The sequence below is a fragment of the Pseudarthrobacter sp. DSP2-3-2b1 genome (assembly GCF_049895945.1).
Classification (GTDB): Bacteria; Actinomycetota; Actinomycetes; order Actinomycetales; family Micrococcaceae; genus Arthrobacter.
Genome location: NZ_JAFCTI010000001.1, coordinates 157,808 through 182,636, shown reverse-complemented (window position 1 = coordinate 182,636; position 24,829 = coordinate 157,808). Strand labels below are relative to the sequence as shown.

The following is a 24,829-nucleotide window of genomic DNA, read 5'->3' as shown; positions in this document are numbered from 1 at the left end:
AGAGCGCCTCGGCGCAGTGCTGCGGACCGTCAGTGAAAACAGAATTTCAGGGTTGAAACAGACACTCATTGAATTCACGTCGTAGCGCACTTCTCTCTTATCTGGAGGAACATTGAAGACATCACTGCGTGCGCACCTCAAGCGCGGTTCAGTTGCCGGCGTGGCCACCATGGGTGCTACAGCACTCCTGCTGACCAGTTGCGGTGCCCCTCCCGAAGCCAGCAGCCCCACTGCGACGGCCAGCGACTACACCGGCTGCATCGTCTCCGACTCCGGTGGATTCGACGACCAGTCCTTCAACCAGTCCTCGTACGAAGGGCTCAAGAAGGCTGAGAAGGACTTCGGCATCAAGGTCAACGAGGCCGAGTCCAAGACCAACAACGACTTCGAGCCGAACCTGCGCGCCATGGTCACCGCCCGTTGCGACCTGACCGTCACAGTTGGCTTCCTCCTCGGCGACGCCACCAAGGCCCAGGCCGAGGCCAACCCGGACAGCCACTTCGCAATCGTCGATTATGGCTACACTCCGCCCGTCGCCAACGTCAAGCCCATCATCTACGACACCGCGCAGGCAGCGTTCCTCGCCGGTTACGTGGCAGCCGGTACCACCAAGACCGGGACCGTGGGCACGTTCGGCGGCATCAAGCTCCCCACCGTGACCATCTTCATGGACGGCTTTGCTGACGGCGTGAAGTACTACAACGAGAAAAAGGGCAAGGACGTCAAGGTCCTCGGTTGGGACAAGGCAGCGCAGGACGGCTCCTTCACCGGTGACTTCGACAAGCAGGACAAGGGCAAGCAGCTGACCCAGAACTTCCTGGACCAGGGCGCCGATATCGTCATGCCTGTTGCCGGCCCCGTCGGCAAGGGCGCTGGCGCGGCCCTGAAGGAAGCCAAGGCAGCAGGCAAGGACGTCAAGCTCATCTGGGTTGACTCCGACGGCTTCCTTACCGCTCCCGAATACGGGGACCTGATGCTGACCTCCGTCATGAAGCTCATGGGCGAGGCAGTGGAGAACGTTGTGAAGGAAGACAAGGACGGCAAGTTCACCAACACGCCGTACGTTGGCACCCTCGCGAACGACGGCGTGCAGCTGGCGCCGTTCCACGACCTTGACTCTGCGGTTCCCGCTGAGCTGAAGGCCGAGCTGGAACAGATCAAGAAGGACATTGCCGGCGGCACGCTGAAGGTTGAATCCGCAGCCAGCCCGAAGGTCTAACTCCCTCCGCTAAGCGCCACGGCCCGTCCGGTCATCCACCGCACGGGCTGTGGCGCTTTTCGTTGAGCGGACCGGCTCCGTATCCGGCTGCAGGCACTAGGCTGTTGCTGCAGCCCCATCATCCGTCCGGGCATGGCCTGCCGGGACACTTCGAGATTGGTCAGGGTTTTGAAACTTGAACTCAAGGGGATCACCAAACGCTTCGGCTCCCTGGTAGCCAACGATCACATCGACGTGGTTGTGGAACCCGGGCAGATTCACTGTCTGCTCGGCGAAAACGGCGCTGGCAAGTCCACGCTGATGAACGTCCTGTATGGACTGTACGAACCAACCGAGGGCCAGATCCTCGTTGACGGTAAACCGGTCACCTTCCGCGGCCCGGGCGACGCCATGGCCGCGGGCATCGGCATGGTGCACCAGCACTTTATGCTGGTCCCCGTCTTCACGGTCGCCGAAAACGTGGCGCTGGGGGCGGAAACCACCAAGGCCGGCGGATTCCTGAACCTGGATGACACCCGCCGGAAGATCAAGGAGATCTCGGACCGGTACGGCTTCGACGTCGATCCTGATGCCCTGATCGAAGACCTTCCCGTGGGCGTGCAGCAGCGGGTGGAAATCATCAAGGCGCTCGTGCGGGACGCGAAGGTGCTCATTCTTGACGAGCCCACTGCCGTACTCACCCCGCAGGACACCGACGAACTGCTGGACATCATGCGCCAGCTTAAAAGCCACGGCACCTCGATCGTGTTCATTTCGCACAAACTCCGCGAAGTAAAAGCCGTCTCCGACACCATCACGGTGATCCGGCGCGGCAAGGTAGTGGGCACTGCCGATCCCAGCGCCTCAACCACCGAGCTGGCCTCCATGATGGTGGGACGCGCCGTGAGCCTCACCCTGGACAAGGCCCCCGCCAGGCCGCAGGAGACGACGTTCCAGGTCAAGGACCTCACCGTCATCGCCCCCAGCGGCCAGCACGTGGTGGACGGCATCAGCTTCGACATCGCCCGCGGCGAGATCGTGGCCATCGCCGGTGTCCAAGGCAACGGCCAGACGGAACTGACCGAGGCCATCCTGGGCCTCCAGGAACGCGTTCACGGTTCCATCATGCTCGACGGCGAAGAGCTCCTGGGCCGCAGCGTCAAGGAAGTCCTCAACGCCGGCGTCGGCTTCGTCCCGGAAGACCGCTCGGTGGACGGACTGATCGGAACTTTCTCGATCGCCGAAAACCTGATCCTTGACCGGTACGATCAGGCGCCGTTCGCCAAGGGCATCAGCATGAGTCCGGCGAAGGTCCTGGAGAACGCCAAAACCCGGATCGACGAATTCGATGTGCGCACGCCGTCAGGTTCGCTCGCCGCCGGCACCCTGTCCGGCGGAAACCAGCAGAAGGTGGTCATGGCGCGGGAGCTTTCCCGGCCGCTGCGGCTCTTCATTGCCTCCCAGCCCACCCGCGGCGTGGACGTCGGATCCATCGAGTTCCTGCACAAGCGGATTGTGGCCGAGCGGGACCAGGGCACCCCCGTGATGATCGTCTCCACTGAACTGGACGAAGTCATTGAGCTCGCCGACAGGATCGCCGTGCTCTACAAAGGCAAAGTGGTCGGAATCGTCCCGGCAGGCACTTCACGCGGCGTCCTCGGCCTCATGATGGCAGGGGTCTCCCCGGAGGCCGCCCTCGCCGAGGCCCCGGGCAGCCCGGGCAGCCCGGGCCGCCGCTCCGCGGAGAACCCCGCCGATCTTCCGGCAACCGCCCCAGCCCCCGCCGCCCAGCCCATGCAGGAGCCCCGCTCCGGTGCCGTAGGAGACGACCATGTCTGAGAACAACGAGCCGCGCAGTCCGGCTGACCCGGATCCGGACCGCGGTCCGGCACCGAAACCCCAGGAACCCGCTGCACCGGCGCCCAGGGAGGACACGTCCCTGGTGACCTCACTGGACACCGCCGGCGGAGCGATGCGGCCATCCGCCGTTCCCGTATCGGCCCAGAGCGGATCCCTGCCTGGCGCCGAGGACCAGGACTCGGTACTGCGCAAGATCTTCACCGGCAACGGCATCGTCACCATCCTCGCCGTCATCCTGGCACTGATCCTCGGCGGGCTGCTTATTGCCAGCACGGACGAGAGGGTTGCCGCCACGTCGGGCTACCTGTTTGCCCGTCCTACTGACTTCCTCACCGCCGTGTGGTCGGCCGCCACCAGCTCCTATGTGGCTCTCTTCCAGGGCTCGGTCTTCAACCCGCGGGGGAGCGGGATCAGCGGACAGTTTGCCCCGCTGATGGAGACCCTGACCATCGCCACCCCCCTGATTACGGCAGGGCTCGGCGTTGCCTTGGCATTCCGGGCCGGCCTGTTCAACATCGGCGCCCAGGGCCAGATCATCATGGCCGGCATCGCGGCTGCCTGGGTTGGATTCGCCCTCCACCTGCCGGTGGGGCTCCACCTGCTGCTGGTCCTCCTCGCAGGAGTCATAGCAGGCGCCGTCTGGGGCGGCCTCGTGGGACTCCTGAAGGCCAGAACCGGTGCCCATGAGGTCATCGTGACCATCATGTTCAACTACATAGCGCTTTACCTCGTCCGGTACCTGCTCGATTCGCCGGCGTTCCAGCGGCCCGGGGAGGCTACCCCGATCTCCCCGATTTTGGACGCCACCGCCGTCTATCCGCAGATCCTCGGCACCCAGTACCGCCTGCACCTCGGGTTCCTGCTGGCCATCGCAGCAACGGTGTTCGTTGCCTGGCTGCTGAACCGCTCCACCATCGGCTTCGAGTTCCGCGCGGTGGGAGCCAACCCGAAGGCGGCCCTGACCGCCGGCATCAACGTCCCGCGTGCCACCGTCCTGGTGATGGCCATCGCCGGCGGCCTTGCCGGTCTGTCCGGCGTCGCCCAGGTGGCAGGCACCGAAAAGGTCCTGACCGACGGCGTCGCCGCAACCTATGGCTTTGACGCGATCACTGTCGCACTGCTGGGACGTTCGACGCCGTGGGGCACCTTCGCCGCCGGCGTGCTGTTCGGCGCCTTCCGCGCCGGCGCGGTCCAGATGCAGATCCAGACCGGAACCCCCATTGACATCGTGCTGGTGGTGCAGTCGCTCATTGTGCTGTTCATCGCCGCGCCGCCGCTGGTCCGGGCGGTCTTCGGACTCAACGCACGTAAGAAGAAGGCCGCAAACGCCGGCAAGTCCCCGAAGGCAGCAACCACCGGAGGTGCAGCATGAGCGCAACAGCAACCTCACCCGTCCCGGGAAAGCCCATCAAACCGCAGCAGGGGCAACCGCAGCCGGACGGCACCGGCACCGGCACCGCGGCATATTCCGGAAAGCCTGTCACCTGGAAGCTGCCGGTAACGCTGCTGGCCCTGGCCGTGGTCGCGTTCATCTTCTTTGGCCTGATGGGTCCACAGGCAACGGCCAGGTTCGGCGTCTCCTCCGGCGGCGACTTCTTCCAGCTGCCGGCCATTGAAGTGCCGGCCTTCGGGGCAGGGATCGTGCTCTCCGTGATCCTGCTGGGCCTCGCGGGCTACGCCATGTTCCTGAAGACCAGGAACGCACGGCCGCCCCGCTGGCTGCCGGTCGCTTTCACGGTCCTGTTCGTGGTGGCCTTCCTGATCTGGGTCGTCGGCGGCGCAAGGACCCCCAGCATCTCGCTGGCCGGCCTCATCGCCGGGTCCGTAACCCTTGCGGTGCCGATCGTTTTCGGCTCGCTGTCAGGAGTCCTGTGCGAACGCTCCGGCGTGGTGAACATTGCCATCGAGGGCCAGCTTCTGGGCGGTGCCTTTACGGCGGCCATCGTGGCCAGCCTGACGCAAAACCCCTACCTCGGACTGCTGGCCGCGGCCGTCGCCGGTGCCCTGGTGTCCATGGTGCTTGCCGTCTTTAGCATCCGTTACGTGGTCAACCAGATCATCGTCGGCGTGGTGCTCAACGTGCTGATCTCGGGCCTGACCGGCTTCCTGTTCAGCACCGTGATGCAGGCGGACAAGGAGATGTTCAACTCCCCGGGCCGGCTGCCCATCATCGAGATCCCCATCCTGTCCAGCATCCCGGTCCTCGGCCCCATCCTCTTCAAGCAGTCCGTGGTGGGCTACCTGATGTATGTAGCCGTGGCTGTGGTCTGGATCGGACTGTTCAAGACGAAGTGGGGCCTGCGGGTCCGCTCCGTGGGTGAGCACCCGCAGGCAGCCGACACCCTGGGCATCAAAGTCAACGCCACCCGCTTCTGGAATGTCACCCTCGGCGGTGCCGTTGCCGGGATCGGCGGTTCGTTCTTCACCCTCGTGGCGATCGACAGCTTCACCAAGGAAATCTCGGGTGGCCGGGGCTTCATTGCCCTCGCCGCGCTGATCCTGGGACGCTGGAACCCGATCGGCGCGTTCTTCGCAGCATTGCTGTTCGGCTTCGCGGATAACCTGCAAAGCATCGTGACGATCATCGGCACCCCGGTGCCGAGCCAGTTCATGGCCATGCTGCCCTACCTCGTGACCGTGTTCGCCGTCGCAGGGCTCGTAGGCAGGTCCCGGCCCCCGGCGGCCAGCGGCATACCGTACGTGAAGGGTTGACGGTGAATACCGTCGACGTCGACTGGGCCGCCCTCGAGGCCGCCGCGGTCGCCGCCATGGCCCACGCATACGCACCATATTCAAAGTTCGCGGTAGGGGCAGCGGCCCTTACGGTGGACGGCCGGATCATCAGCGGCTGCAATGTCGAGAACGCCAGCTACGGGCTGTCCCTGTGCGCCGAATGCGCCCTGATCGGCAACCTGCACATGACCGGAGGCGGACTGCTCCGCGCCTTCTACTGCGTCGATTCCGGCGGGAACGTCCTGATGCCCTGCGGCCGGTGCCGGCAGTTGCTGTACGAATTCCGGGCTCCCGATATGGAGCTCATGACCACCCAGGGAATCAGGACCATGGACCAGGTCCTTCCCGATGCCTTTTGGTCCCCAACACCTGGAGGAAACCCGGTGACATCAACCCCGAACACAACTGAAGCGTTCGACGCCGTCGACATCATCCGCATCAAGCGGGACCGGGGCGTACTGAGCCCGGAACAGATCGACTGGACCATCGACGCGTACACCCGCGGTGCCATTGCCGACGAGCAGATGGCCGCCCTGAACATGGCGATCCTGCTCAACGGCATGGACCGGGCCGAGATCTCGCGCTGGACTGCCGCCATGATCGCCTCGGGCGAGCGGATGGACTTCTCCAGCCTGCGGCGGCCCGACGGCGGCGTGAAGGCCACCAGCGACAAACACTCCACCGGCGGAGTGGGGGACAAGATCACCCTGCCGCTGGCGCCTCTGGTGGCAGTGTTCGGTGTTGCCGTGCCGCAGCTCTCCGGCCGGGGACTCGGCCACACCGGCGGCACGCTGGACAAGCTGGAATCGATCCCGGGCTGGCGGGCGGACCTGAGCAACGAGGAAATTCTGGCCCAGCTCCAGGACGTGGGCGCCGTGATCTGCGCTGCGGGCGCGGGGCTCGCGCCCGCTGACAAGAAGCTTTATGCCCTGCGTGACGTCACCGGGACGGTGGAGGCCATCCCGCTCATCGCCTCCTCGATCATGAGCAAGAAAATTGCCGAGGGAACCGGCTCCCTGGTCCTGGACGTCAAAGTGGGCAGCGGCGCATTCATGAAGGACGAGGCCCGGGCACGGGAACTGGCCGAAACCATGGTTGCCCTGGGCAAGGACGCCGGGGTCAACACCGTGGCGCTGCTGACCAACATGAGCACGCCCCTCGGCCTCACCGCCGGCAACGCGATCGAAGTCGAAGAGTCTGTGGAGGTTCTGGCCGGCGGCGGGCCCGAGGACGTGGTGGAGCTGACAGTGCGTCTGGCCGAAGAGATGCTGGCGTGCGCCGGCGTCCACGATGCCGATGTCCGCGCAGCCCTGAAGGACGGGCGGGCCATGGACGTCTGGAACCGGATGATCGAGGCGCAGGGCGGCGATCCCCGGGCCAAACTGCCGGTAGCCAGGGAATCCGAAACTATCTACGCACCGGCGGACGGTGTCCTGGTTGAGCTCGATGCCCTGGCCGTCGGCGTCGCCGCCTGGCGGCTCGGAGCCGGACGCGCCCGCAAGGAAGACGCCGTCCAGGCCGGTGCCGGCGTCCGCCTGCACGCCAAGCCCGGTGCGGTGGTGCGCGCCGGCGAGCCCCTTATGACGTTGCTCACTGACACACCCGGGAAGTTCGCGCGCGCCAAGGAATCCCTGGAGCACGCAGTGGTGATCGCTCCCGAAGGCTCACGCCCGGCCCAGCAACTGATCATCGACCGAATAGCATAAGTAGATGCAGGCCATCAACGACTTCATCCTCGCCGCTGCCGGGCAGCCCTGGGTGTTGCTCCTGGTGCTGGCCTGCTGCATGATCGATGGTTTCTTTCCGCCCATACCGAGTGAGTCCGTGGTGGTGGGCCTGGCCGCAGTGGCCGCCACCGCGGATGTCCCCAACCCCTGGCTGCTGATGCTGGTCGCCGGATTGGGCGCCTTCTCGGGCGACAACATTGCCTACCTCATCGGGCGCAGGGTGGGGACGCGGCGGTGGCGCTGGATGCGCGGCCCGCGGATGCAAAGCGGGTTCCGTTGGGCAGGCCACGAGCTGCGGAAACGGCCGGCGTCGCTGATCCTGGTGGCGCGCTTTATCCCCATCGGCCGGGTCGCCGTCAACCTCACCGCCGGTGTGACCCGCTATCACCACCTCCGGTTCGTGGGGCTGACGGTCCTCTCCGCCACCCTCTGGGCCAGCTATTCCGTGGGGATCGGGCTGTTCTTCGGGCAGTGGTTTGAAAACAACCACCTTCTTGGCGCTGTCATCGCCATCATCTGCGCTGTGGGCCTCGGAATCCTGGTGGACCTGGTCATCAACCGCATCAAGGGGAAGGTTCCCGTAGTGGAGCGGCTGAAGGACCCCGAAGCCTAGGGTTACGGGGTACCCGGCGTAGCGAATCACGTCTGAGGCATGGGACACTGAAGAGCGATTTACGTCACTTCCGGCTGCATCATTCGTCTAGGAGCAACACCCGCGTGGAGTTTATTAATGAGGCCGTGCTCCATGCGGCGGGCCAATGGTGGATCTACCCGGTCCTGCTGATTTTCTTCTTCATTGACGGCTTCGCCATGGTGGTTCCCAGCGAGACCCTCATCGTTGCCCTCGCCGCGTTTTCCCGCCACAGCGGCGAACCCAACCTCTGGATCCTTGGCTTCACGGCACTGATCGGCGCCATCGCGGGCGACAATATGGCCTTTATGCTGGGCCGCAGGATCGGCCTGGAACGCTGGCGCTGGATGCGGCGGCCCAAAGTCCAGAAGGCCTTCGGCTGGGCACGGTACGAACTCGAAAAACGCGGCGCCGTCCTGATCTTCACGGCCCGCTACATCCCGTGGGGCCGCGTAGCGGTCAACTACGTCGCCGGCAGCACCGGGTTTGCGCACCGGCGCTTCTTCCCGCTGGACGCCTTTGCCTGTGTCACCTGGGTGGGGTATTCCATCGGCATCGGCATACTCGCCAGCTCATTTCCGTGGCTGCACCACAACCCGCTCCTGAGCGCGGGAATTGCCGTGGTGTTCGCCATCGTCCTGGGCATTCTCATCGATCACCTCCTGCGCTGGTGGCACAAGCACCTTGCCCGCAACGACGCCGAAGATGTGGACGAATGGCTGGACGGCGGCCCGGAGGGCGCCCTTCCGTCCCACGATCAGACCCTGCTTGCCGCAACTTCGGCGGACGGCGAGCAGCCCGCTAAGTAGCGGCTGGCATAAGCCGCCTGCCGACCCTAAGGTTGGAAGGTGACTGAGCCTATTGTTGACGCTGCCCCTGCCCTCGATTTCGACCTGAGGAGCCTGCCCAAGGTCTCCCTCCACGACCATTTGGACGGTGGTCTCCGTCCCGCCACCATCATCGAGCTGGCAGGGGCTGTTGGCCACACCCTTCCCTCCACCGATCCGGTTGCCCTGGGCCAGTGGTTCCGTGAATCGGCAGACTCCGGTTCGCTGGTCCGTTACCTTGAGACCTTTGACCACACCGTTGCCGTGATGCAGACCAAAGAGGGCCTGTTCCGGGTTGCCAAGGAATTCGTTGAGGACCTCGCGGACGACGGCGTGGTGTACGGCGAAGTGCGCTGGGCGCCGGAGCAGCACCTCCAGAAGGGCCTGTCCCTGGATGAAGCAGTGGAGGCTGTGCAGGAAGGCCTCGAAGCCGGCGTCGACGCTGTTGCCGAGACCGGCCGCGAGATCCAGGTGGGCCAGCTGATCACCGCCATGCGGCACGCCGACCGCGGCCAGGAGATCGCTGAACTCGCCGTCCGCCACCGCAACAGGGGCGCCGTGGGCTTCGACATCGCCGGAGCTGAAGACGGCTTCCTGCCGTCCCGGTTCAAGGACGCCTTCACGTACCTCGCCCAGAACAACTTTCCTGCCACGGTCCACGCCGGCGAGGCCGCCGGACTCGAGAGTATCCAGTCCGCGCTGGTTGACGGACGGGCGCTCCGCCTTGGCCACGGCGTGCGCATCGCCGAGGACATCATGGTGGAGTTCGAGGACGAGGAGGCGGAAGCTGGCGCCGAGGGCGACGACGACAGCATCGGCCTGGTCACCCTGGGCGATCTGTCCAGCTGGATCCGGGACCGGGGCATCGCGCTGGAGATCTGCCCCTCCTCCAACCTCCAGACCGGAGCGATTGCCGGCTTCGGCGAGGGCATCGAGAGCCACCCGCTGGACATGCTCTACCAGCTCGGCTTCAACGTGACCATCAATACTGACAACCGGCTGATGAGCGGGGTGACCCTCACGGACGAGTTCGAGCTGCTGGTGGAAACCTTCGACTACGATCTCGATGACATCCTTGAGCTGACCCTCAACGCTGCCGAGGCATCCTTCCTGCCCTTGGAGGAAAAGGAAGCACTGGTGGAGTACATCAACGACACCTACGCCAACCTTGGCTGATCAGGCCCCCGTTGACCGGTTGGTCACGGTCATAGGCCAACTGCGTGAACACTGCCCCTGGATGGGCGCACTGACGCATGCCTCACTGGTGGAGTACCTCCTCGAGGAGGCGTTTGAGCTTGCCGAGACCATCGAAACCGGGACCGACGAATCCGAACTCCGGGGCGAGCTGGGTGACGTGCTGCTCCAGGTGGTGCTGCACGCCCGGCTCGCCGAGGAACGGGGCGCGTTCACGTTCGACGACGTTTCCCGCGGTCTGACCGAAAAGATGGTCCGCCGCAATCCGCATGTGTTCCGGCCCGACGGGACGCTCCAGGAGAGCTTCCCGGCCACGGTCGAGGAGATCGTACAGAAGTGGGACGCCGTCAAAACCGCCGAAAGGCCGGAGCGGAACAGCCCTTTCGAGGGAATTCCTGACGCCCTGCCGGCCTTGGCCAAAGCGCACAAGTTCCTTGACCGGGCCGCCCGCGCCGGTGTCCCAATGGGTCCGCCGGATCGCGGTGCCACGGAACATCCGGTGGTGGGGCTCGTCAAAACCGCCACCTCCGAAGCGGAATTGGGGGAGCTGCTGCTCGCCGTCGTCGGTTCCGCCCGGGAAATGGGGTTCGACGCCGAGCGTGCCCTGCGCGGCGCAATCCGGGAGTTCCAGCAGCAACAACCCCTGCCATCATGACGTCCGGGTGCCGGATAGGTTTCCGTAACCTGCGCCACTCTCGACTACGCTAGGTCCTGACCAGGACGTCCCAGACTTTCCGCTAGTTCCAGCAGTTAGATTCCCTGTAAATCGCTTCACCCAAAGGAGCAAATCCATGGCGCTTATCGATGCCATCCACGCCCGCGAAATCCTCGATTCCCGCGGCAACCCGACCGTAGAAGTTGAAGTACTGCTCTCCGATGGCCAGATCGGCCGCGCGGCAGTACCTTCCGGCGCCTCCACCGGTGAGCACGAGGCCGTTGAGCTTCGTGACGGTGACAAGGGCCGTTACCTCGGCAAGGGAGTCCAGAAGGCCGTTGACGCCGTCATCGACCAGATCGCTCCGGCCCTGACCGGCTTCGACGCCACCGACCAGCGCAGCATCGACCAGGCCATGATTGACCTGGACGGCACCCCCAACAAGGGCAAGCTGGGCGCCAACGCCATCCTCGGCGTTTCCCTGGCCGTGGCCAACGCCGCCGCGGCCTCCGCAGACCTGCCGCTGTACAAGTACCTGGGCGGCCCGAACGCCCACGTGCTGCCCGTGCCGCTGATGAACATCCTCAACGGTGGCTCACACGCCGATTCCGACGTCGACATCCAGGAATTCATGGTTGTCCCGCTGGGTGCCGAGACCTTCTCCGAGGGCCTCCGCTGGGGCGTGGAGGTCTACCACGCGCTCAAGGCCGTGCTCCAGGAAAAGGGCCTGTCCACCGGCCTCGGCGACGAAGGCGGCTTTGCCCCCAACCTGCCGTCCAACCGCGCTGCCCTGGACCTGATCCAGGAAGCCATCAAGAACGCCGGCTACACCCCGGGCAAGGACATCGCCCTGGCCCTGGACGTTGCCTCCTCCGAGTTCTTCACGGACGGCGCCTACCAGTTCGAGGGCAAGGCTCTGACCTCCAGCGAAATGAGCGCCTACTACACCGAACTCGTGGCCGACTACCCGCTGGTGTCCATCGAGGACCCGCTGGACGAGAACGACTGGGACGGCTGGAAGACCCTCACCGACGCCATCGGCGACAAAGTCCAGCTGGTGGGCGACGACCTCTTCGTCACCAACCCCTCCATCCTGCAGCGCGGCATCGAGACCAAGACCGCCAACTCGCTGCTGGTGAAGGTGAACCAGATCGGTTCGCTGACCGAAACACTCGACGCCGTCAGCATGGCGCAGCGTGCCGGTTACACCACCATCACCTCGCACCGCTCCGGCGAGACCGAGGACACCACCATCGCTGACATCTCGGTGGCCACCAACGCCGGCCAGATCAAGACCGGCGCCCCGGCCCGTTCCGAGCGTGTTGCCAAGTACAACCAGCTGCTGCGCATCGAAGAGGAACTCGACGACGCCGCACGCTACGCCGGCCGCAGCGCGTTCCCGCGTTTCAAGGGCTAGTAGCCGCATAAACCACTGACCGGTGGCTATGGTTGAAAGACCATAGCCACCGGTTTTTGTTTCAGCCCGGTCTTCCGCCGGCACCTGTATCAGCCGGCAAATTTCAGCCGGCATTTGTTCAGCGCAGAGAGTAGCGGCCAGAGGCAGGCCGCACGTTTCAGGAGTGTCATGGCTACCCGCCGTCCCAAAGTCCCCAAGGCCGCCGCCAGAACCCCATCGGCAGCGGATGCCGCCAAGGACGCGGCAGAGGTCATACGTGCCGACTTCGGCGGCGCAGGCGCGGCCGGCGCGAAGGACAAACCCGCAACCTCGAAAGGTACAGCGGGTGGCAAGGCTAAGGCCGGCACGCGGGTGAGCGGTAAGGCTGCCGTTGCAGGGGCCGCAGCCAAAAAGGACAACGCAACCCACGACGACGGCCACCCGGTTCCGGCGAAGGCATTCTCCGGGCGGATGCTTGCCCTTGCCGTGGTCATGATTGCCATCACCATCATGCTCGCGCCCACCGTCAAAATCTTCTTCGACAAGCGCGCCGAGCTAGCTGCTTTGAGTGCCGATATTGAGGCCCGCCAGGCGGAGCAGGACGTCCTGCGGCAGCAGCTCTCGCGCTGGCAGGATCCGAACTACGTGAAACAGCAGGCCCGCGACCGCATTAACATGGTTATGCCGGGTGAATCCGGCTACTGGGTCTTCGGCAGCGAACTGCCGGCCGGAACAAGCAGTAGCCAGACCGCCACAGCAGCACAAGACCCCGCCGATCTGCCGTGGGTGGATTCCCTGTGGGAGTCCATCAGGCGTGCGGCCACAGACTGAACAGCTAGAGGAAGGATGGCCGCGCCAGTGGAAGAAAACACGGCAATTGCGCCGGAGAAGTCCCGCCAGCCATCAGCACACGATCTTGAAGTACTCAGCAGGCAGTTGGGACGGCCGGTCCGCGACGTTGTGGAGATCCCGGCGCGCTGCGTCTGCGGCAATCCGCTCGTGGCCGCGACCGCACCCCGCCTGAGCAACGGCACGCCGTTCCCCACCACGTTCTATTTGACGCACCCGGTCATCACCGCGGCGGTTTCGAGGCTGGAAGCTGCCGGGCTCATGAACGAGATGAACGAACGCCTCACCGCTGATGAGCCGCTTGCCGCAGCCTACCGGTCCGCCCATGAGGACTATCTGGCAGCCCGGGCAGCCATCGGCGAACGCTCAGGGATCGGGGCGGTGCCGGAGATTGACGGCATCTCCGCCGGCGGGATGCCCACCCGCGTCAAGTGCCTGCACGTGCTGGTGGGCCACTCGCTGGCAGCCGGACCGGGCGTGAACCCGTTGGGCGACGAAGCGATCGCGGGCATCAGCGAATGGTGGACCGCAGACCGCTGCTACTGCGGCGGAGCCTGGGACACCGCGGGGGAGGCCCCGTCACGGGACCTCAGCCGGCACGGGCCGCAGGGTTTGCCGGAGATCGTAGGCCGGCCCGCTCCGGTCCGGAAGTCTTCCGGCAGCGAAGGGGCAGCACTGTGACCCGCGTTGCGGCCATAGACTGCGGCACCAACTCCATCCGCCTGCTCATCGCCGACATCGACCGCAGCAACGGCACGGCCAAGCTCACGGACGTGGTCCGGGAAATGCGCGTGGTCCGGCTTGGCGAGGGCGTGGACGCAACCGGTGAACTCGCCCCCGCAGCGCTGGAGCGCACCTTCGCGGCCACGGCGGACTATGCTGCCATGATCCGCGAGCACGGCGCTGTGGCCGTGCGTTTCGTGGCGACCTCGGCCAGCCGGGACGCCAGCAACCGCGAGGTCTTTGTGGACGGCATCCGGGAACTTCTCGGCGTTGAGCCGGAGGTTATCTCCGGCGACGAGGAAGCCGCCCTGTCCTTTGCCGGGGCCAGCAGTGTCCTGCCCGTCCTCGAGGGTGACCATGTCCTGGTGGTGGACCTCGGCGGCGGAAGCACGGAATTCGTCCTGGGCACCGCCGGCGGCGTCTCGGCCGGTAAATCCGTGGACATAGGCTGCGTCCGTTTGACGGAACGGCACCTGAAGAATGATCCCCCCACCGCGGAACAGGTCGCGGCAGCGACGGCCGACGTCGACGCCGCCATCACCCGTGCAGGACTGGACGTTCCGCTGGAACGCGCTACCGCCGTCGTCGGGGTGGCCGGTTCGATCACCACTATTACAGCGCACGCGCTGCGGCTGCCGGAGTACTCTCCCGAGGCGATCCACGGAACCGAACTGCCCATCGGGGACATCGCCGCGGCTGCCACCGATCTCCTGGAAATGCCGCGGGCAGAACGGGCAGCGTTGCCGTACATGCACCCGGGCCGCGTGGACGTCATCGGCGCCGGCGGACTGGTGTGGCGGCGCATCCTGGAGCGTGTGAATGAACTCAGTGCGGGACGCATCGTTACGGCCACCGCCAGCGAACACGATATTCTTGACGGTATTGCCCTGAGCCTGAACTGAACTTAGGCTCAGCCGACAAATTACTTGGGGACCCCACATGACCAGAGCAACAGCACGGTTCCGCCGGACCGCCTCAGCTCTGCTGGCGGTGACCCTTGCGGCCATCAGCTTGGCTACCGGGCTCGCACTGGCGCCTGCTGCACAGGCCGACGCCGAACGGGACAGGCAGTACTGGCTGGCCGAAGCCGGCATCACCAAGGCCTGGGAAATCTCCAAAGGCGCCGGGGTAAAGATTGCGGTGATCGACAGCGGGGTCGACGCCCAGCACCCCGACCTCAAAGGTGCCGTGACCGGAGGCTTTGACGCCTCCGGCGCAGGCAGCGCCAATGGACAGAAAAGCCTTGGCATCAAGCCTGAGCACGGCACCCTGGTGGCCACCATACTGGCCGGCCGGGGCCATCAGCCTGCCAGTTCCACCGCCTCCCCGAGCCCCGCCCCCGCCGGAGCCGGACCAGACGGCATGGTGGGCGTGGCTCCGGAGGCTGAGATCCTCTCAGTCTCCACCTGGCTGGGCTCGGCAAACCCCGCCGGCAAGAGCGATCAGGACCAGATCCCCGAGGCCGTCCGCTGGGCTGTGGACAACGGTGCGAAAGTCATCAACATCTCCCTGGGCAGCACCACCCCGCAGTGGCCGCAAAGCTGGGACGCGGCCTTCCTCTACGCGGAACAGAAGGACGTGGTGATCGTTGCCGCGGCCGGAAACCGGATCGGCGGCAACCTCCAGGTGGGAGCGCCGGCCACCATCCCCGGCGTCCTCACGGTCGCCGGCCTGGACCGCAAAGGGGTGGCAAGCGTCGATTCGTCCTCACAGGGAATCAGTATCGGTGTAGCGGCTCCCGCGGAAAACCTCCTCGGCGGACTTCCTGGCGGCGGCTACGCCGAATGGTCCGGCACGTCCGGAGCCACTCCGATCGTCGCCGGCGTCGCCGCCCTCATCCGTTCCAAGTGGCCGGAGATGAGCGCCAAACAGGTCATCAACAGGATTGTCAGCACGGCCAAGGACGCCGGTCCCGCGGGCAAGGATCCGCTGTACGGCTTCGGCGTGCTTAATGCCGAGGCCGCCTTGAAGGATTCGGTCCCCGAAGCGGCGGTCAACCCGCTGGGGTCAATCTCTGACTGGATCCGTGTCCACCGCCGGGGGAACCTTGGCACACCGGCGGCCGTGCCCACCGATGAAGTGGCCAGCGCGGTCCCCACACTGCCCGAGCCCTCCGTGCCTGCAGCGGAGGCGCCGTCAGGGCGTGACAGTGCCGTGGGCGCCGCCGTCGTGATCGGCTCGGCAGGGCTGTTTGTGGCGATTATCGGAGCCGCTGCCGTCCAGCTTCGGAGGGCCGCGCGAAACCCTGCCCTGGTGCGCGAGGATCCCGATACCGGAGCCTTCCACACCGTTGATACGGGCCGCCACACGTAGTTAGTGAAGATTTTCACAAACTGCTGTATCGTTGAATCCATGGCAACCACCCCTCAGCTCCAGGACCGTCCCAGGGTACTCGTCGTCGGCGGCGGGTACGTCGGCCTGTACGTAGCCCTCAAACTGCAGAAGAAGATCGCGAATGCCGGTGGCATCGTCACGCTCGTTGATCCGCTGCCCTACATGACCTACCAGCCCTTCCTGCCTGAAGTGGCCGGCGGCAACATCGAAGCACGCCACGCCGTGGTCTCCCACCGCCAGCACCTGAAGCAGACCGAACTCATCCAGGGCAGTGTCACCTCGATTGACCACGCCAACCGCACCGCCGTCGTGGCCGCCGCGGACGGCAACGGGCACTTCGAGGTTCCCTACTTCGACATCGTGGTTGCCGCAGGCGCCATCACCCGTACCTTCCCCATCAAGGGGCTGGCGGACAAGGGCATCGGCCTGAAGACCATCGAAGAGGCCGTGGCCCTTCGGAACAAGGTCCTCGAGCGCATTGAAGCAGCCTCCACCATGATCGATCCCGCAGCCCGCGCCAAGGCCCTGACCTTCGTGGTGGTGGGCGGCGGATTTGCCGGCATCGAGTGCATCACCGAGATGGAGGACCTGGCCCGCGCTGCGGTCCGGAACAACCCCCGCATCAAGCAGGAGGAAGTCCGCTTCGTCCTGGTTGAAGCCATGGGCCGCATCATGCCCGAGGTCACGGCCCCGCAGGCAGAGTGGGTTGTGGAGCACCTCCGCAGCCGCGGCATCGAGGTCCTGCTGAACACCTCGCTGGACAGCGCCGAAGGCACCCTGAAGCTGATCAACCTGCCGGACAAGAGCTTCGCCCAGGAATTCGAAGCCGACACCCTGGTCTGGACTGCCGGTGTGCAGGCCAACCCGATGATCCGCTCCTCCGACTTCCCGCTGGAACCCCGCGGCCGCGTCCGCGTTCTGCCGGACCTCCGCATCGCCGGTGACGAAGGCATCATTGAGAACGCCTGGGCCGCAGGCGATATCGCCGCTGTACCGGACCTCACGGGCAGCGGCCTGCCGGACGGCACCTGCGTCCCCAACGCCCAGCATGCCCTGCGCCAGGCCAAGCGCCTCGCGAAAAACCTGTGGGCTTCCCGCTGGGACAAGCCGCTGAAGGACTACAAGCACAAGAACCTTGGCGCTGTAGCCGGCTTCGGCGAGTGGAAGGGTGTTGCCAACATCAACCTCGTGGGCCGCATCGGGCTCAAGGGCCCGCTCGCCTGGCTGGCACACCGCGGCTACCACGGCATGGCAATGCCTACGGTGGAGCGCAAGATCCGCGTCATCATGGGCTGGATCCTCGCGTTCTTCATGGGACGGGACACCACCCAGCTCATCGACCTGGACAACCCGCGTGGCGCCTTTGTCGCCGCGGCCACTCCGGCCCCCAAGCCGGCGGCTGCCGCTCCTGCGGCGGGTAGCGCCGAAGCCCCGGCCGGAGCAGCACAGCCTGGCTCCGCTGAGGCCACCAAGGTTGACCCCAAACAGTCGGTCACCGCTGACGCCAAGTAGCGGGCTAACCGCCCTTTTGTAACGCCCGACGGCGGCTGTCCCCTTGAGGGGGCAGCCGCCGTTTGGCGTTTCCGCCTTCTAGACTGGGCACCATGACTGGCGAAAAGAACCTACAGGCCCTGCTGGCTGCACTCCACCCGGAGCTGCGCGAAGGCGAATACGTCTATGTGCTGTGGCCGCATGGCAGGCCGCTGGCAGCCGGCATCGAAGCTGCAGTCCGCGAAGCCGAGGGCCTCACTGTGGTGCTTCCGCGTGCGGAGGCGGACAGCCTGGGCCTCCACTACGATTTTGTGGCCGCGTGGATCACCCTGCAGGTGCATTCCGAACTCGAAGCAATTGGCCTGACTGCCGCCGTCGGCAGGGCCCTGACCGACGCCCACATCAGCTGCAACGTGCTGGCTGGGTTCCACCACGACCACCTCCTGGTTCCTGTCGCTGACGCGGCCCGGGCCATCGAAGCCCTGGCCGAGCTGTCCGCTGAAAGCCGGCACCAGCCCCGCCCGGAGCTGGTGCTGCGCGATGAAACCGAGGCTGACCGGGCGGCGATCCTGAAACTGATTGCCGAAGCCTTTGCCGTATCGCCTGCCACGGGCCTGCCCGCTGTGGGGGAGCCGGTTGAAGTTGAGGTGCTGCGCCAGCTGTTCGAGTGCAAGGAGTACCTGCCGCGGTTCAGCATCGTGGCGGAACTGGACGGCGAGGTGGTGGCCCATGTCATCAGCACCCGCGGCTGGGTAGAGGAGCACGAATTGCTCGGGCTGGGACCTATCGGCGTGACCCCCCGGCTCCAGCGCCATGGCATCGGCAGTGCCCTGATGAACGAGACCATCGCGCGGGCCAACGCCGCCGGGGAGAGTGGAATCGCCCTCCTGGGCAGCACTGAGTATTACCCGCGGTTTGGCTTTGTTCCGGCGACCTCCCTGGGTGTGCTGCCACCCGAAGAGGTGTGGGCTGACAACTTCCAGCTCCTGCCCCTGGCAGTGTGGCCCGGGGGAGTCCACGGCCGGTTCCGGTATGCCGAACCATTCAACGTGCTCTGACGGGATACCATTGACCGGGCGCCCCAGTAGCCCAATTGGCAGAGGCAGCGGACTTAAAATCCGCGTGTTGTGGGTTCGAGTCCCACCTGGGGTACAAATCCTGGCCCTATGCCGGAAATGGTTTCGCATATGCAACGACTGTTATAAGGATGTGACCTCAGTCACTTATATCCGCCTCAGATATGCATTAGCTTGAATTAACTCAGGAACACCTGATCATCCGCGTCAAAGGCCGTTCGCACCTTTCGATCCAGGAGATTGTCAATGATTTCACTCCCCCCTGTGGCACCCCGCGTCGCCAAGCTCACAGCGCTTGGCGTGGGCGTCGCCCTTCTGGCCACAGCTTGTGGTGGTACCTCCACCCCCAGCTCGACGGAAACGGCCGCTCCCACAGCAGCAGCCGGAATTTCCTGCCCAGCTCCCAGCGCCACGGCCGGCGCCTCGGCCCCGGCCGTTGCCGGCGGCCAGGTTCCCGCTTCAACCACCACCACGGACACGCCACTCAAGATCGGTTCACTGCTGCCCACCACCGGCTCGCTGGCCTTCCTCGGCCCGCCCGAAATCGCTGGCGTCAACCTCGGTATCCAGGAAGTCAACAGTGCCGGCGGCGTGCTGGGCAAGCCTGTAGAGGTTATCCACCGCGACTCCGGTGACACCAAGACCGACATCGCCACGCAGTCCACCACCGCGTTGCTCGGGTCGGGCGTCAGCGCCATTATTGGAGCTGCTTCCTCCGGCGTCTCCAAGACGGTCATCAACCAGATTACCGGTGCCGGCGTGATCCAGTTCTCCCCCGCAAACACGTCCCCGGACTTCACCACCTGGGATGACAAGGGACTCTACTGGCGCACCGCGCCCTCGGACGTCCTGCAGGGCAAGGTCCTGGGCAACTACATGGCAACCTGTGGTGCGCAGACAGTGGGCATGATCGTCCTCAACGACGCCTACGGCACCGGCCTGGCCAAGAACGTCAAGTCTGCTTTTGAGGCAGCCGGCGGCAAGGTTGTAGCCGAAGAGCTCTTCAATGAAGGCGACTCCCAGTTCAGCAGCCAGGTGGACAAGGTTATTGCGGCCAAGCCGGACGCTATCGCCCTGATCACCTTCGACCAGGCCAAGAGCATTGTTCCGCTGATGACCGGCAAGGGTGTCAATGCAACCCAGATGTTCCTGGTTGACGGCAACACCTCGGACTACAGCAAGGACTTCACGCCAGGCACCCTCAAGGGCGCCCAGGGCACCATTCCGGGAACTTTCGCCAAGGAAGACTTCAAGAAGAAGCTGCTGGCCGTCGATCCCGCGCTGAAGGACTACAGCTACGCAGGTGAATCCTACGACGCCGTCAACCTGATCGCGCTTGCATCCGAAGCCGCCAAGAGCACCAAGGGAACGGACATTGCTGCGCAGCTCAAGGCTGTCTCTGAAGACGGCGAGAAGTGCATGGACTACCCGTCCTGTGTGACTCTGCTCCGCAACGGTGAGGACATCGACTACGACGGCCAGTCCGGTCCGGTGACCTTCTCCGATGCAGGCGACCCCACGGAGGCCTACATTGGTATCTACGAATACCAGGACGACAACACCTACAAGCCGTCCAAGGAAGAATTCGGCAAGCTGTAACGCCGCTCCTTAGATAGCACTGAAAGCCCCTGTCCAGCCGGACGGGGGCTTTCTGCTGCCTGGAATCGTCCGGTCCCGGGGTGGGTGGGCGGCGGACCGGGGAGGTCTGTGCCGGCCCGGTGGAAGGCGGCGGACCATGGCAAAAGCCCAGGCAGCACGAAGGGCCGCCACCAGCGGGTGACGGCCCTTCGGGGCACTGCGGCAGGACTTGCTGCGGTCCTTATACTTCGTCTGCCAGCGTACCGAGGTACAGCTGGATCACCTTGGGGTCCTTCATGAGTTCCCTGCCGGTGCCCGTGTATGCGTCCTTTCCTTGGTCAAGGACGTAGGCCCGGTCGCAGATCTGCAGGCACCGCCGGGCGTTCTGTTCCACCATGATGACCGAAACGCCCGCCCGGTTGATCTCGTGGACGCGCAGGAAGGTCTCGTCCTGTTTGACGGGGGAGAGGCCTGCAGACGGCTCGTCGAGCAGCAGCACCGCCGGTTCCATCATCAGAGCCCGTCCCATGGCCACCATCTGGCGTTCACCTCCGGAGAGTGAGCCTGCCCGTTGGGCCCGGCGCTTTCCGAGCTCGGGGAAGAGGCTGGTGACGAAGTCGAACCGCTCATTGAAGTCTTTGGGCCGTTGGAACATGCCCATTTGCATGTTCTCCTCGATGGTGAGGGTGGAGAACACGTTGTTGTTCTGCGGGACGAATCCCACGCCCTTCGTCACCAGCTTGTTGGCCTTCAGCCCGGTGATGTCCTGGCCGCGGACCACAACAGTGCCGGAGTGGACCTTGACCAGGCCGAACATCGCTTTGAGCAGGGTGGACTTGCCGGCGCCGTTGGGGCCGATGATGCCGATCAGCTCGCCCTTGCGTGCCTCGATGCTGCAGCCGTTGAGGATGTTCACGCCGGGAAGGTAGCCGGCCACGAGATCGGTGACCTTAACCACGGAGTCGCTTGCTGTGCTGCTTGCGGCTGCCGCCGCGCTGACGGCGCTCATTTTGTGTCCTTCTTCCTGAAGCCCGGATCATCGGACTCCGTGCCAATGACGTCCATGGAGATGATTCCGGCGTTATCGGTTCCGACGATGGAGGACTCGTCGGCGCCGAGCTCGGCGGCAAGTTCCTTGATTCCCTCGGCATCGCCGAGATCGACGTCGTGATGCGCGCCCAAGTAGGCATCGATGACGGCGGGGTTCTTCATGACTTCACCCGGCGGGCCCTCAGCAACGATCTTGCCTTCAGCCATGACCACCACCCAGTCGGCAATATGGCGGACCATGTTCATGTCGTGCTCGACGAACAGTACGGTCATGCCTTCGGCCTTGAGGTTCTTGATGTGGTCCAGGAGGGACTGGGTGAGGGCCGGGTTAACCCCTGCCATCGGCTCGTCGAGCATCACCAGCTTGGGCCGGACCATCAGCGAACGCGCCATCTCGAGCAGCTTGCGCTGCCCGCCGGACAGGGACGCTGCGTAGTCATCCCTTTTCGCATCAAGTTTGAACTTCTCCAGCAGGACCTCCGCCTGCGCGGTGATTTCCTTCTCACGCCCGCCCCACAGGCCCTTGAACAATGCCTTGGAAAGCCGTTCGCCGGGCTGTTGAGAGCCGCCGAGGCGCATGTTTTCCATGACCGTGAGCTTGCCCATGACCTTGGTCAGCTGGAACGTGCGAACCATTCCCATCCTGGCCACTTTGTACGGCGAAACACCTGCCAGGCTGTTGCCTTCGAACTGCCATTTACCGGAGTTCGGGGTGTCGAATCCGGTGAGGAGGTTGAACAGGGTGGTCTTGCCGGCACCATTCGGGCCGATCAGGGCCGTGATCTTGTGGCGCGGAATCTCGAGGTATTCGACGTCCACGGCATTGATGCCGCCAAAGGACCGGGTGACATTCTCGGCCACCACGATCGGGTCCCGCTTCTTGCAGCCGGGAGAGATCTCTCCGGCCGCGATCGGACGTTCGTCCGTCATATATTCGATGTTTTCCCGGTTTTCCGGTGTGCGGGGTTCTTCGCTGTGCTTGCTCATGCGAACGCCAGCTCCTTTTTGTTGCCAAAGACGCCCTGCGGCCTGAAGATCATCAGCAGCATCAGGGCGATGCCTACCAGGATGTAACGGAGCTGCCCGGCCTGGACTGTGTTCAGCCAGGTCACAGCCCCGGATTCGATCAGCCCGTAAAGGATGCCTTGAGTCAGAGAAAGTACCACCCAGAAAATCATGGCACCTATCACCGGGCCGAGCACAGTACCCAGGCCGCCAAGCAGGAGGCAGGTGTACAGGAAGAACGTCAGTTCCGTGCCGTAGTTGGCTGGCTGGACCGCGCCGCGGGGGAGTGTGAAGACCATGCCCGCGAGGGCACCGAGCACGCCACCGATGACAAGGGCCTGCATTTTGTAGGCGTAGACGTTCTTGCCCAGGGAGCGCACAGCGTTCTCGTCCTCGCGGATGCCTTTCAGGACGCGGCCCCATGGGCTCCGCATCAGCAGCCAGACCAGGAGGCAGCAGACGATCACGAGGCCCCAACCCACAACGCGGATGAAGAGGTCCCTGTTGTTCATGCCAAAGTACGAACCCTCGGGGAAGGGGTTCATCGCGAAGAATCCGCCCTCGAAAGCCGCCAGGCCGTTGGCCGAGCCAGTAACTGCCGTGAGCTGGTTCGTCGTCACGATGTAACGGACGATTTCGGCGGCTGCGATGGTGACGATGGCGAGGTAATCAGCCCTGAGCCGCAGGGTGGGGATACCCAGCAGCAGCGCGAAGATGGCCGAACAGACTATGGCGATCAGGAGTCCCACAAAGAAAGGGACGCCGAACGTCAGGGTTGAGATGGCGAAGCCGTAGGCTCCGACGGCCATAAAGCCTGCCTGGCCGAAGTTCAGCAGGCCCGAGTAGCCGAAGTGCACCGCAAGGCCGAGGGCGGCAAGCGCGTACGCCGCCGTCGTCGGGCTGAACAGTTCACCGGCGGCGCTGGAAAGAATAAATCCGAAGTCCATGGCTGTCTCCTAACCCACGCGCTCGCGACGGCCCAGGATGCCCTGCGGCCGGAACAAGAGGACAACAATCATGATGAACAGTGCTCCCACGTATTTGAGGTCGGCGGCGAGGCCGAACACGGTGGTCAGCTCCACGAAGATGCCGACGATGATTGACCCGATGAGCGCGCCCCACACTGTCCCGAGGCCGCCAAGCGTGACGCCGGCGAAGATCAGCAACAGGATCTGGGAACCCATATCGAAGGTGACGCCTGGCCGGTAGTAGGCCCAGAGGATACCGCCGAGGGACGCCAGCATGCCGCCGGCCACCCAGACGATGCGGATCACGTTGTCCACGTCAATGCCCGAGGCTGCAGCAAGGGCCGGGTTGTCAGCCACTGCCCGGGTTGCCTTCCCGAGGCGGGTCTTGAGCAGGACGATGCCCAGGATCGCTATGACCACGGCACTGATCACCAGGGACCAGAGGTTGTTGGGCGAGATGGAAACCGGCCCGAGTTGGATTTCGGGGCTCTGGGCGAAGGGCAGCTGCTGTGTGGCCCCACCGAAGAAGAACTGGATGATGTAGCGCACGGCCAGGGCGAGGCCGATGCTCACAATCATCATGGGCACGAGGCCGGTGCCTTTGCGCCTGAGCGGTTTCCATAGACCGGCGTCCTGGACGTAGCCGAAGAGTCCGCCGCCAAGCAGTGCCAGGATCAGGGCGAGCCAGAACGGCATGCCCACCGCATTGAACATAAAGACCAGGACCGCGCCGAGCGTCACCATTTCACCGTGCGCAAAGTTGGTCAGGCCGGTGGTACCGAAGATGAGTGACAGCCCCACGGACGCCAGGGCAAGCAGGAGGCCGAAGCTCAGGCCTGCGACGAGGCGGTTGAGGAGGTTTTGCCCGAAGTCCTGCTGCTGGACCACAATGCCTTTTCCGAAGGCGAAAATGACCGACAGGTTTGAGGTCTGGCTGAACGTCACGCTGCGGGGGTTTTCCTGGCCGTCCGCGAGCTTGATGCCCTCCGGCAGGGTCGATTCGTCCAGTTCGATCTCGTAGGTGCCCTGGACCGGGACGCCGATATTCCATGCGCCGTTGGCGCCGGAGGTGGCAGTTCCCTCGAAGTCTCCGCTCTTTGCGGTGATCTTTACATCAGGGATCGGCGCCCGGGTATCGTCCCGGAGGAAGCCGCTGATGTTGTTCTGGAAGGTCTGGTTCGACGGGGATGGTGTCGGAGACGGGGAAGTGGCCAGTGATGCCGGAGCGACCACGAGCAGGATGGCCAAGACGGAGGCAAAGACAGCCCCTAACGCCTTCAGCAATCTGCCGGGCCGTCGAGGCGGCGGGCCTTTGGGTGTACTTCTCAAATTGAATAACCTCCACTTGGGGGGTGGGCAGGCTGCGCCATTGCAGCCTCTGCAAACGTCACGGAACAGACGCCGATCTGTGATGTCCGTCACCGTGTGTGGCCAATGTTACAGCTCGTCAGCGGCAAATCAGCCGGTCCTGGAAGGCTCAGCGGTCGCGATCGCATAACAACTCGTCGAAAGTCCTTGCTCCGGCGGCAGGTGG

21 protein-coding genes, 1 tRNA gene and 1 pseudogene are annotated in these 24,829 nt (G+C 64.7%); 19 read left to right on the top strand and 4 right to left on the bottom strand.

Annotated elements, in window-relative coordinates:
* Positions 1 to 112: 112 nt before the first annotated feature.
* From ACP7AX_RS00715 to ACP7AX_RS00625, 19 genes and pseudogenes are all read left to right on the top strand, one after another.
* Positions 113 to 1,219, top strand: coding sequence for a BMP family lipoprotein (locus tag ACP7AX_RS00715; protein WP_426225005.1), 1,107 nt, complete (start codon positions 113 to 115; stop codon positions 1,217 to 1,219).
* A gap of 168 nt (positions 1,220 to 1,387) precedes the next feature.
* Entirely contained in the window at positions 1,388 to 3,037 is a 1,650-nt protein-coding gene (locus ACP7AX_RS00710; RefSeq protein WP_426225004.1) for an ABC transporter ATP-binding protein, read from the top strand.
* The gene (locus tag ACP7AX_RS00705; RefSeq protein ID WP_426225003.1) at positions 3,030 to 4,430 is read left to right on the top strand and encodes an ABC transporter permease; all 1,401 of its coding nucleotides are present in this window, start codon (positions 3,030 to 3,032) and stop codon (positions 4,428 to 4,430) included. The genes ACP7AX_RS00710 and ACP7AX_RS00705 overlap by 8 nt, the downstream gene beginning before the upstream one ends.
* Positions 4,427 to 5,770, top strand: coding sequence for an ABC transporter permease subunit (locus ACP7AX_RS00700; RefSeq protein ID WP_131682132.1), 1,344 nt, complete (start codon positions 4,427 to 4,429; stop codon positions 5,768 to 5,770). Before ACP7AX_RS00705 ends, ACP7AX_RS00700 begins: the two co-directional genes overlap by 4 nt.
* A 2-nt stretch (positions 5,771 to 5,772) precedes the next feature.
* Positions 5,773 to 6,138, top strand: a pseudogene (locus tag ACP7AX_RS00695) (cytidine deaminase); the annotation flags it as partial.
* A gap of 36 nt (positions 6,139 to 6,174) precedes the next feature.
* Positions 6,175 to 7,497, top strand: coding sequence for a thymidine phosphorylase (locus ACP7AX_RS00690; RefSeq protein ID WP_131682130.1), 1,323 nt, complete (start codon positions 6,175 to 6,177; stop codon positions 7,495 to 7,497).
* Between the two features lie 4 nt (positions 7,498 to 7,501).
* Positions 7,502 to 8,131 carry a VTT domain-containing protein gene (locus ACP7AX_RS00685; protein WP_131682129.1) on the top strand — a complete coding sequence of 210 codons (630 nt, stop codon included), beginning with the start codon at positions 7,502 to 7,504 and terminating at the stop codon, positions 8,129 to 8,131.
* Positions 8,132 to 8,235: 104 nt separating this feature from the next.
* Complete coding sequence (locus tag ACP7AX_RS00680; protein WP_426225002.1) at positions 8,236 to 8,958, top strand: DedA family protein; 723 nt, start codon at positions 8,236 to 8,238, stop codon at positions 8,956 to 8,958.
* A gap of 39 nt (positions 8,959 to 8,997) precedes the next feature.
* Positions 8,998 to 10,152, top strand: a complete 1,155-nt coding sequence (locus ACP7AX_RS00675; protein WP_131682128.1) for an adenosine deaminase — start codon at positions 8,998 to 9,000, stop codon at positions 10,150 to 10,152.
* 61 nt (positions 10,153 to 10,213) lie between these two features.
* Positions 10,214 to 10,825 carry a MazG nucleotide pyrophosphohydrolase domain-containing protein gene (locus ACP7AX_RS00670; RefSeq protein WP_426225001.1) on the top strand — a complete coding sequence of 204 codons (612 nt, stop codon included), beginning with the start codon at positions 10,214 to 10,216 and terminating at the stop codon, positions 10,823 to 10,825.
* Positions 10,826 to 10,961: 136 nt separating this feature from the next.
* Entirely contained in the window at positions 10,962 to 12,242 is a 1,281-nt protein-coding gene (eno, locus tag ACP7AX_RS00665; protein WP_108598691.1) for a phosphopyruvate hydratase, read from the top strand.
* Positions 12,243 to 12,410: 168 nt separating this feature from the next.
* On the top strand, positions 12,411 to 13,052 hold the full coding sequence (locus tag ACP7AX_RS00660; RefSeq protein WP_426225000.1) for an FtsB family cell division protein: 642 nt from the start codon (positions 12,411 to 12,413) through the stop codon (positions 13,050 to 13,052).
* Positions 13,053 to 13,079: 27 nt separating this feature from the next.
* Positions 13,080 to 13,751: a DUF501 domain-containing protein gene (locus tag ACP7AX_RS00655; protein ID WP_426224999.1), complete on the top strand. Its 672-nt coding sequence runs from the start codon at positions 13,080 to 13,082 to the stop codon at positions 13,749 to 13,751.
* The gene (locus ACP7AX_RS00650; protein WP_426224998.1) at positions 13,748 to 14,695 is read left to right on the top strand and encodes an exopolyphosphatase; all 948 of its coding nucleotides are present in this window, start codon (positions 13,748 to 13,750) and stop codon (positions 14,693 to 14,695) included. Before ACP7AX_RS00655 ends, ACP7AX_RS00650 begins: the two co-directional genes overlap by 4 nt.
* Positions 14,696 to 14,732: 37 nt before the next feature.
* Entirely contained in the window at positions 14,733 to 16,106 is a 1,374-nt protein-coding gene (locus tag ACP7AX_RS00645; RefSeq protein ID WP_426224997.1) for a S8 family serine peptidase, read from the top strand.
* A 39-nt stretch (positions 16,107 to 16,145) separates the two neighbouring features.
* Entirely contained in the window at positions 16,146 to 17,639 is a 1,494-nt protein-coding gene (locus tag ACP7AX_RS00640; protein WP_426224996.1) for an NAD(P)/FAD-dependent oxidoreductase, read from the top strand.
* A 92-nt stretch (positions 17,640 to 17,731) separates the two neighbouring features.
* Positions 17,732 to 18,676 (top strand): N-acetyltransferase, encoded by a 945-nt coding sequence (locus ACP7AX_RS00635; protein WP_426224995.1) that lies wholly within the window; start codon positions 17,732 to 17,734, stop codon positions 18,674 to 18,676.
* Between the two features lie 20 nt (positions 18,677 to 18,696).
* Positions 18,697 to 18,770: transfer RNA gene (locus tag ACP7AX_RS00630), tRNA-Leu, on the top strand.
* A gap of 170 nt (positions 18,771 to 18,940) precedes the next feature.
* Positions 18,941 to 20,293: an ABC transporter substrate-binding protein gene (locus ACP7AX_RS00625; RefSeq protein ID WP_426224994.1), complete on the top strand. Its 1,353-nt coding sequence runs from the start codon at positions 18,941 to 18,943 to the stop codon at positions 20,291 to 20,293.
* A 220-nt stretch (positions 20,294 to 20,513) separates the two neighbouring features.
* Here the strand turns inward: ACP7AX_RS00625 and ACP7AX_RS00620 are convergent, their stop codons facing one another.
* The 4 genes from ACP7AX_RS00620 to ACP7AX_RS00605 are packed head-to-tail and all read right to left on the bottom strand — an operon-like array spanning position 20,514 to position 24,624.
* Positions 20,514 to 21,281 (bottom strand): ATP-binding cassette domain-containing protein, encoded by a 768-nt coding sequence (locus ACP7AX_RS00620; protein WP_131682119.1) that lies wholly within the window; start codon positions 21,279 to 21,281, stop codon positions 20,514 to 20,516.
* Positions 21,278 to 22,309: an ABC transporter ATP-binding protein gene (locus ACP7AX_RS00615; RefSeq protein ID WP_426224993.1), complete on the bottom strand. Its 1,032-nt coding sequence runs from the start codon at positions 22,307 to 22,309 to the stop codon at positions 21,278 to 21,280. Before ACP7AX_RS00615 ends, ACP7AX_RS00620 begins: the two co-directional genes overlap by 4 nt.
* A complete protein-coding gene (locus tag ACP7AX_RS00610) occupies positions 22,306 to 23,274 on the bottom strand; it encodes a branched-chain amino acid ABC transporter permease (RefSeq protein ID WP_426224992.1) in 969 nt (322 codons plus the stop codon). The genes ACP7AX_RS00615 and ACP7AX_RS00610 overlap by 4 nt, the downstream gene beginning before the upstream one ends.
* 9 nt (positions 23,275 to 23,283) lie before the next feature.
* The gene (locus ACP7AX_RS00605) at positions 23,284 to 24,624 is read right to left on the bottom strand and encodes a branched-chain amino acid ABC transporter permease (protein ID WP_426224991.1); all 1,341 of its coding nucleotides are present in this window, start codon (positions 24,622 to 24,624) and stop codon (positions 23,284 to 23,286) included.
* Positions 24,625 to 24,829: the final 205 nt, after the last annotated feature.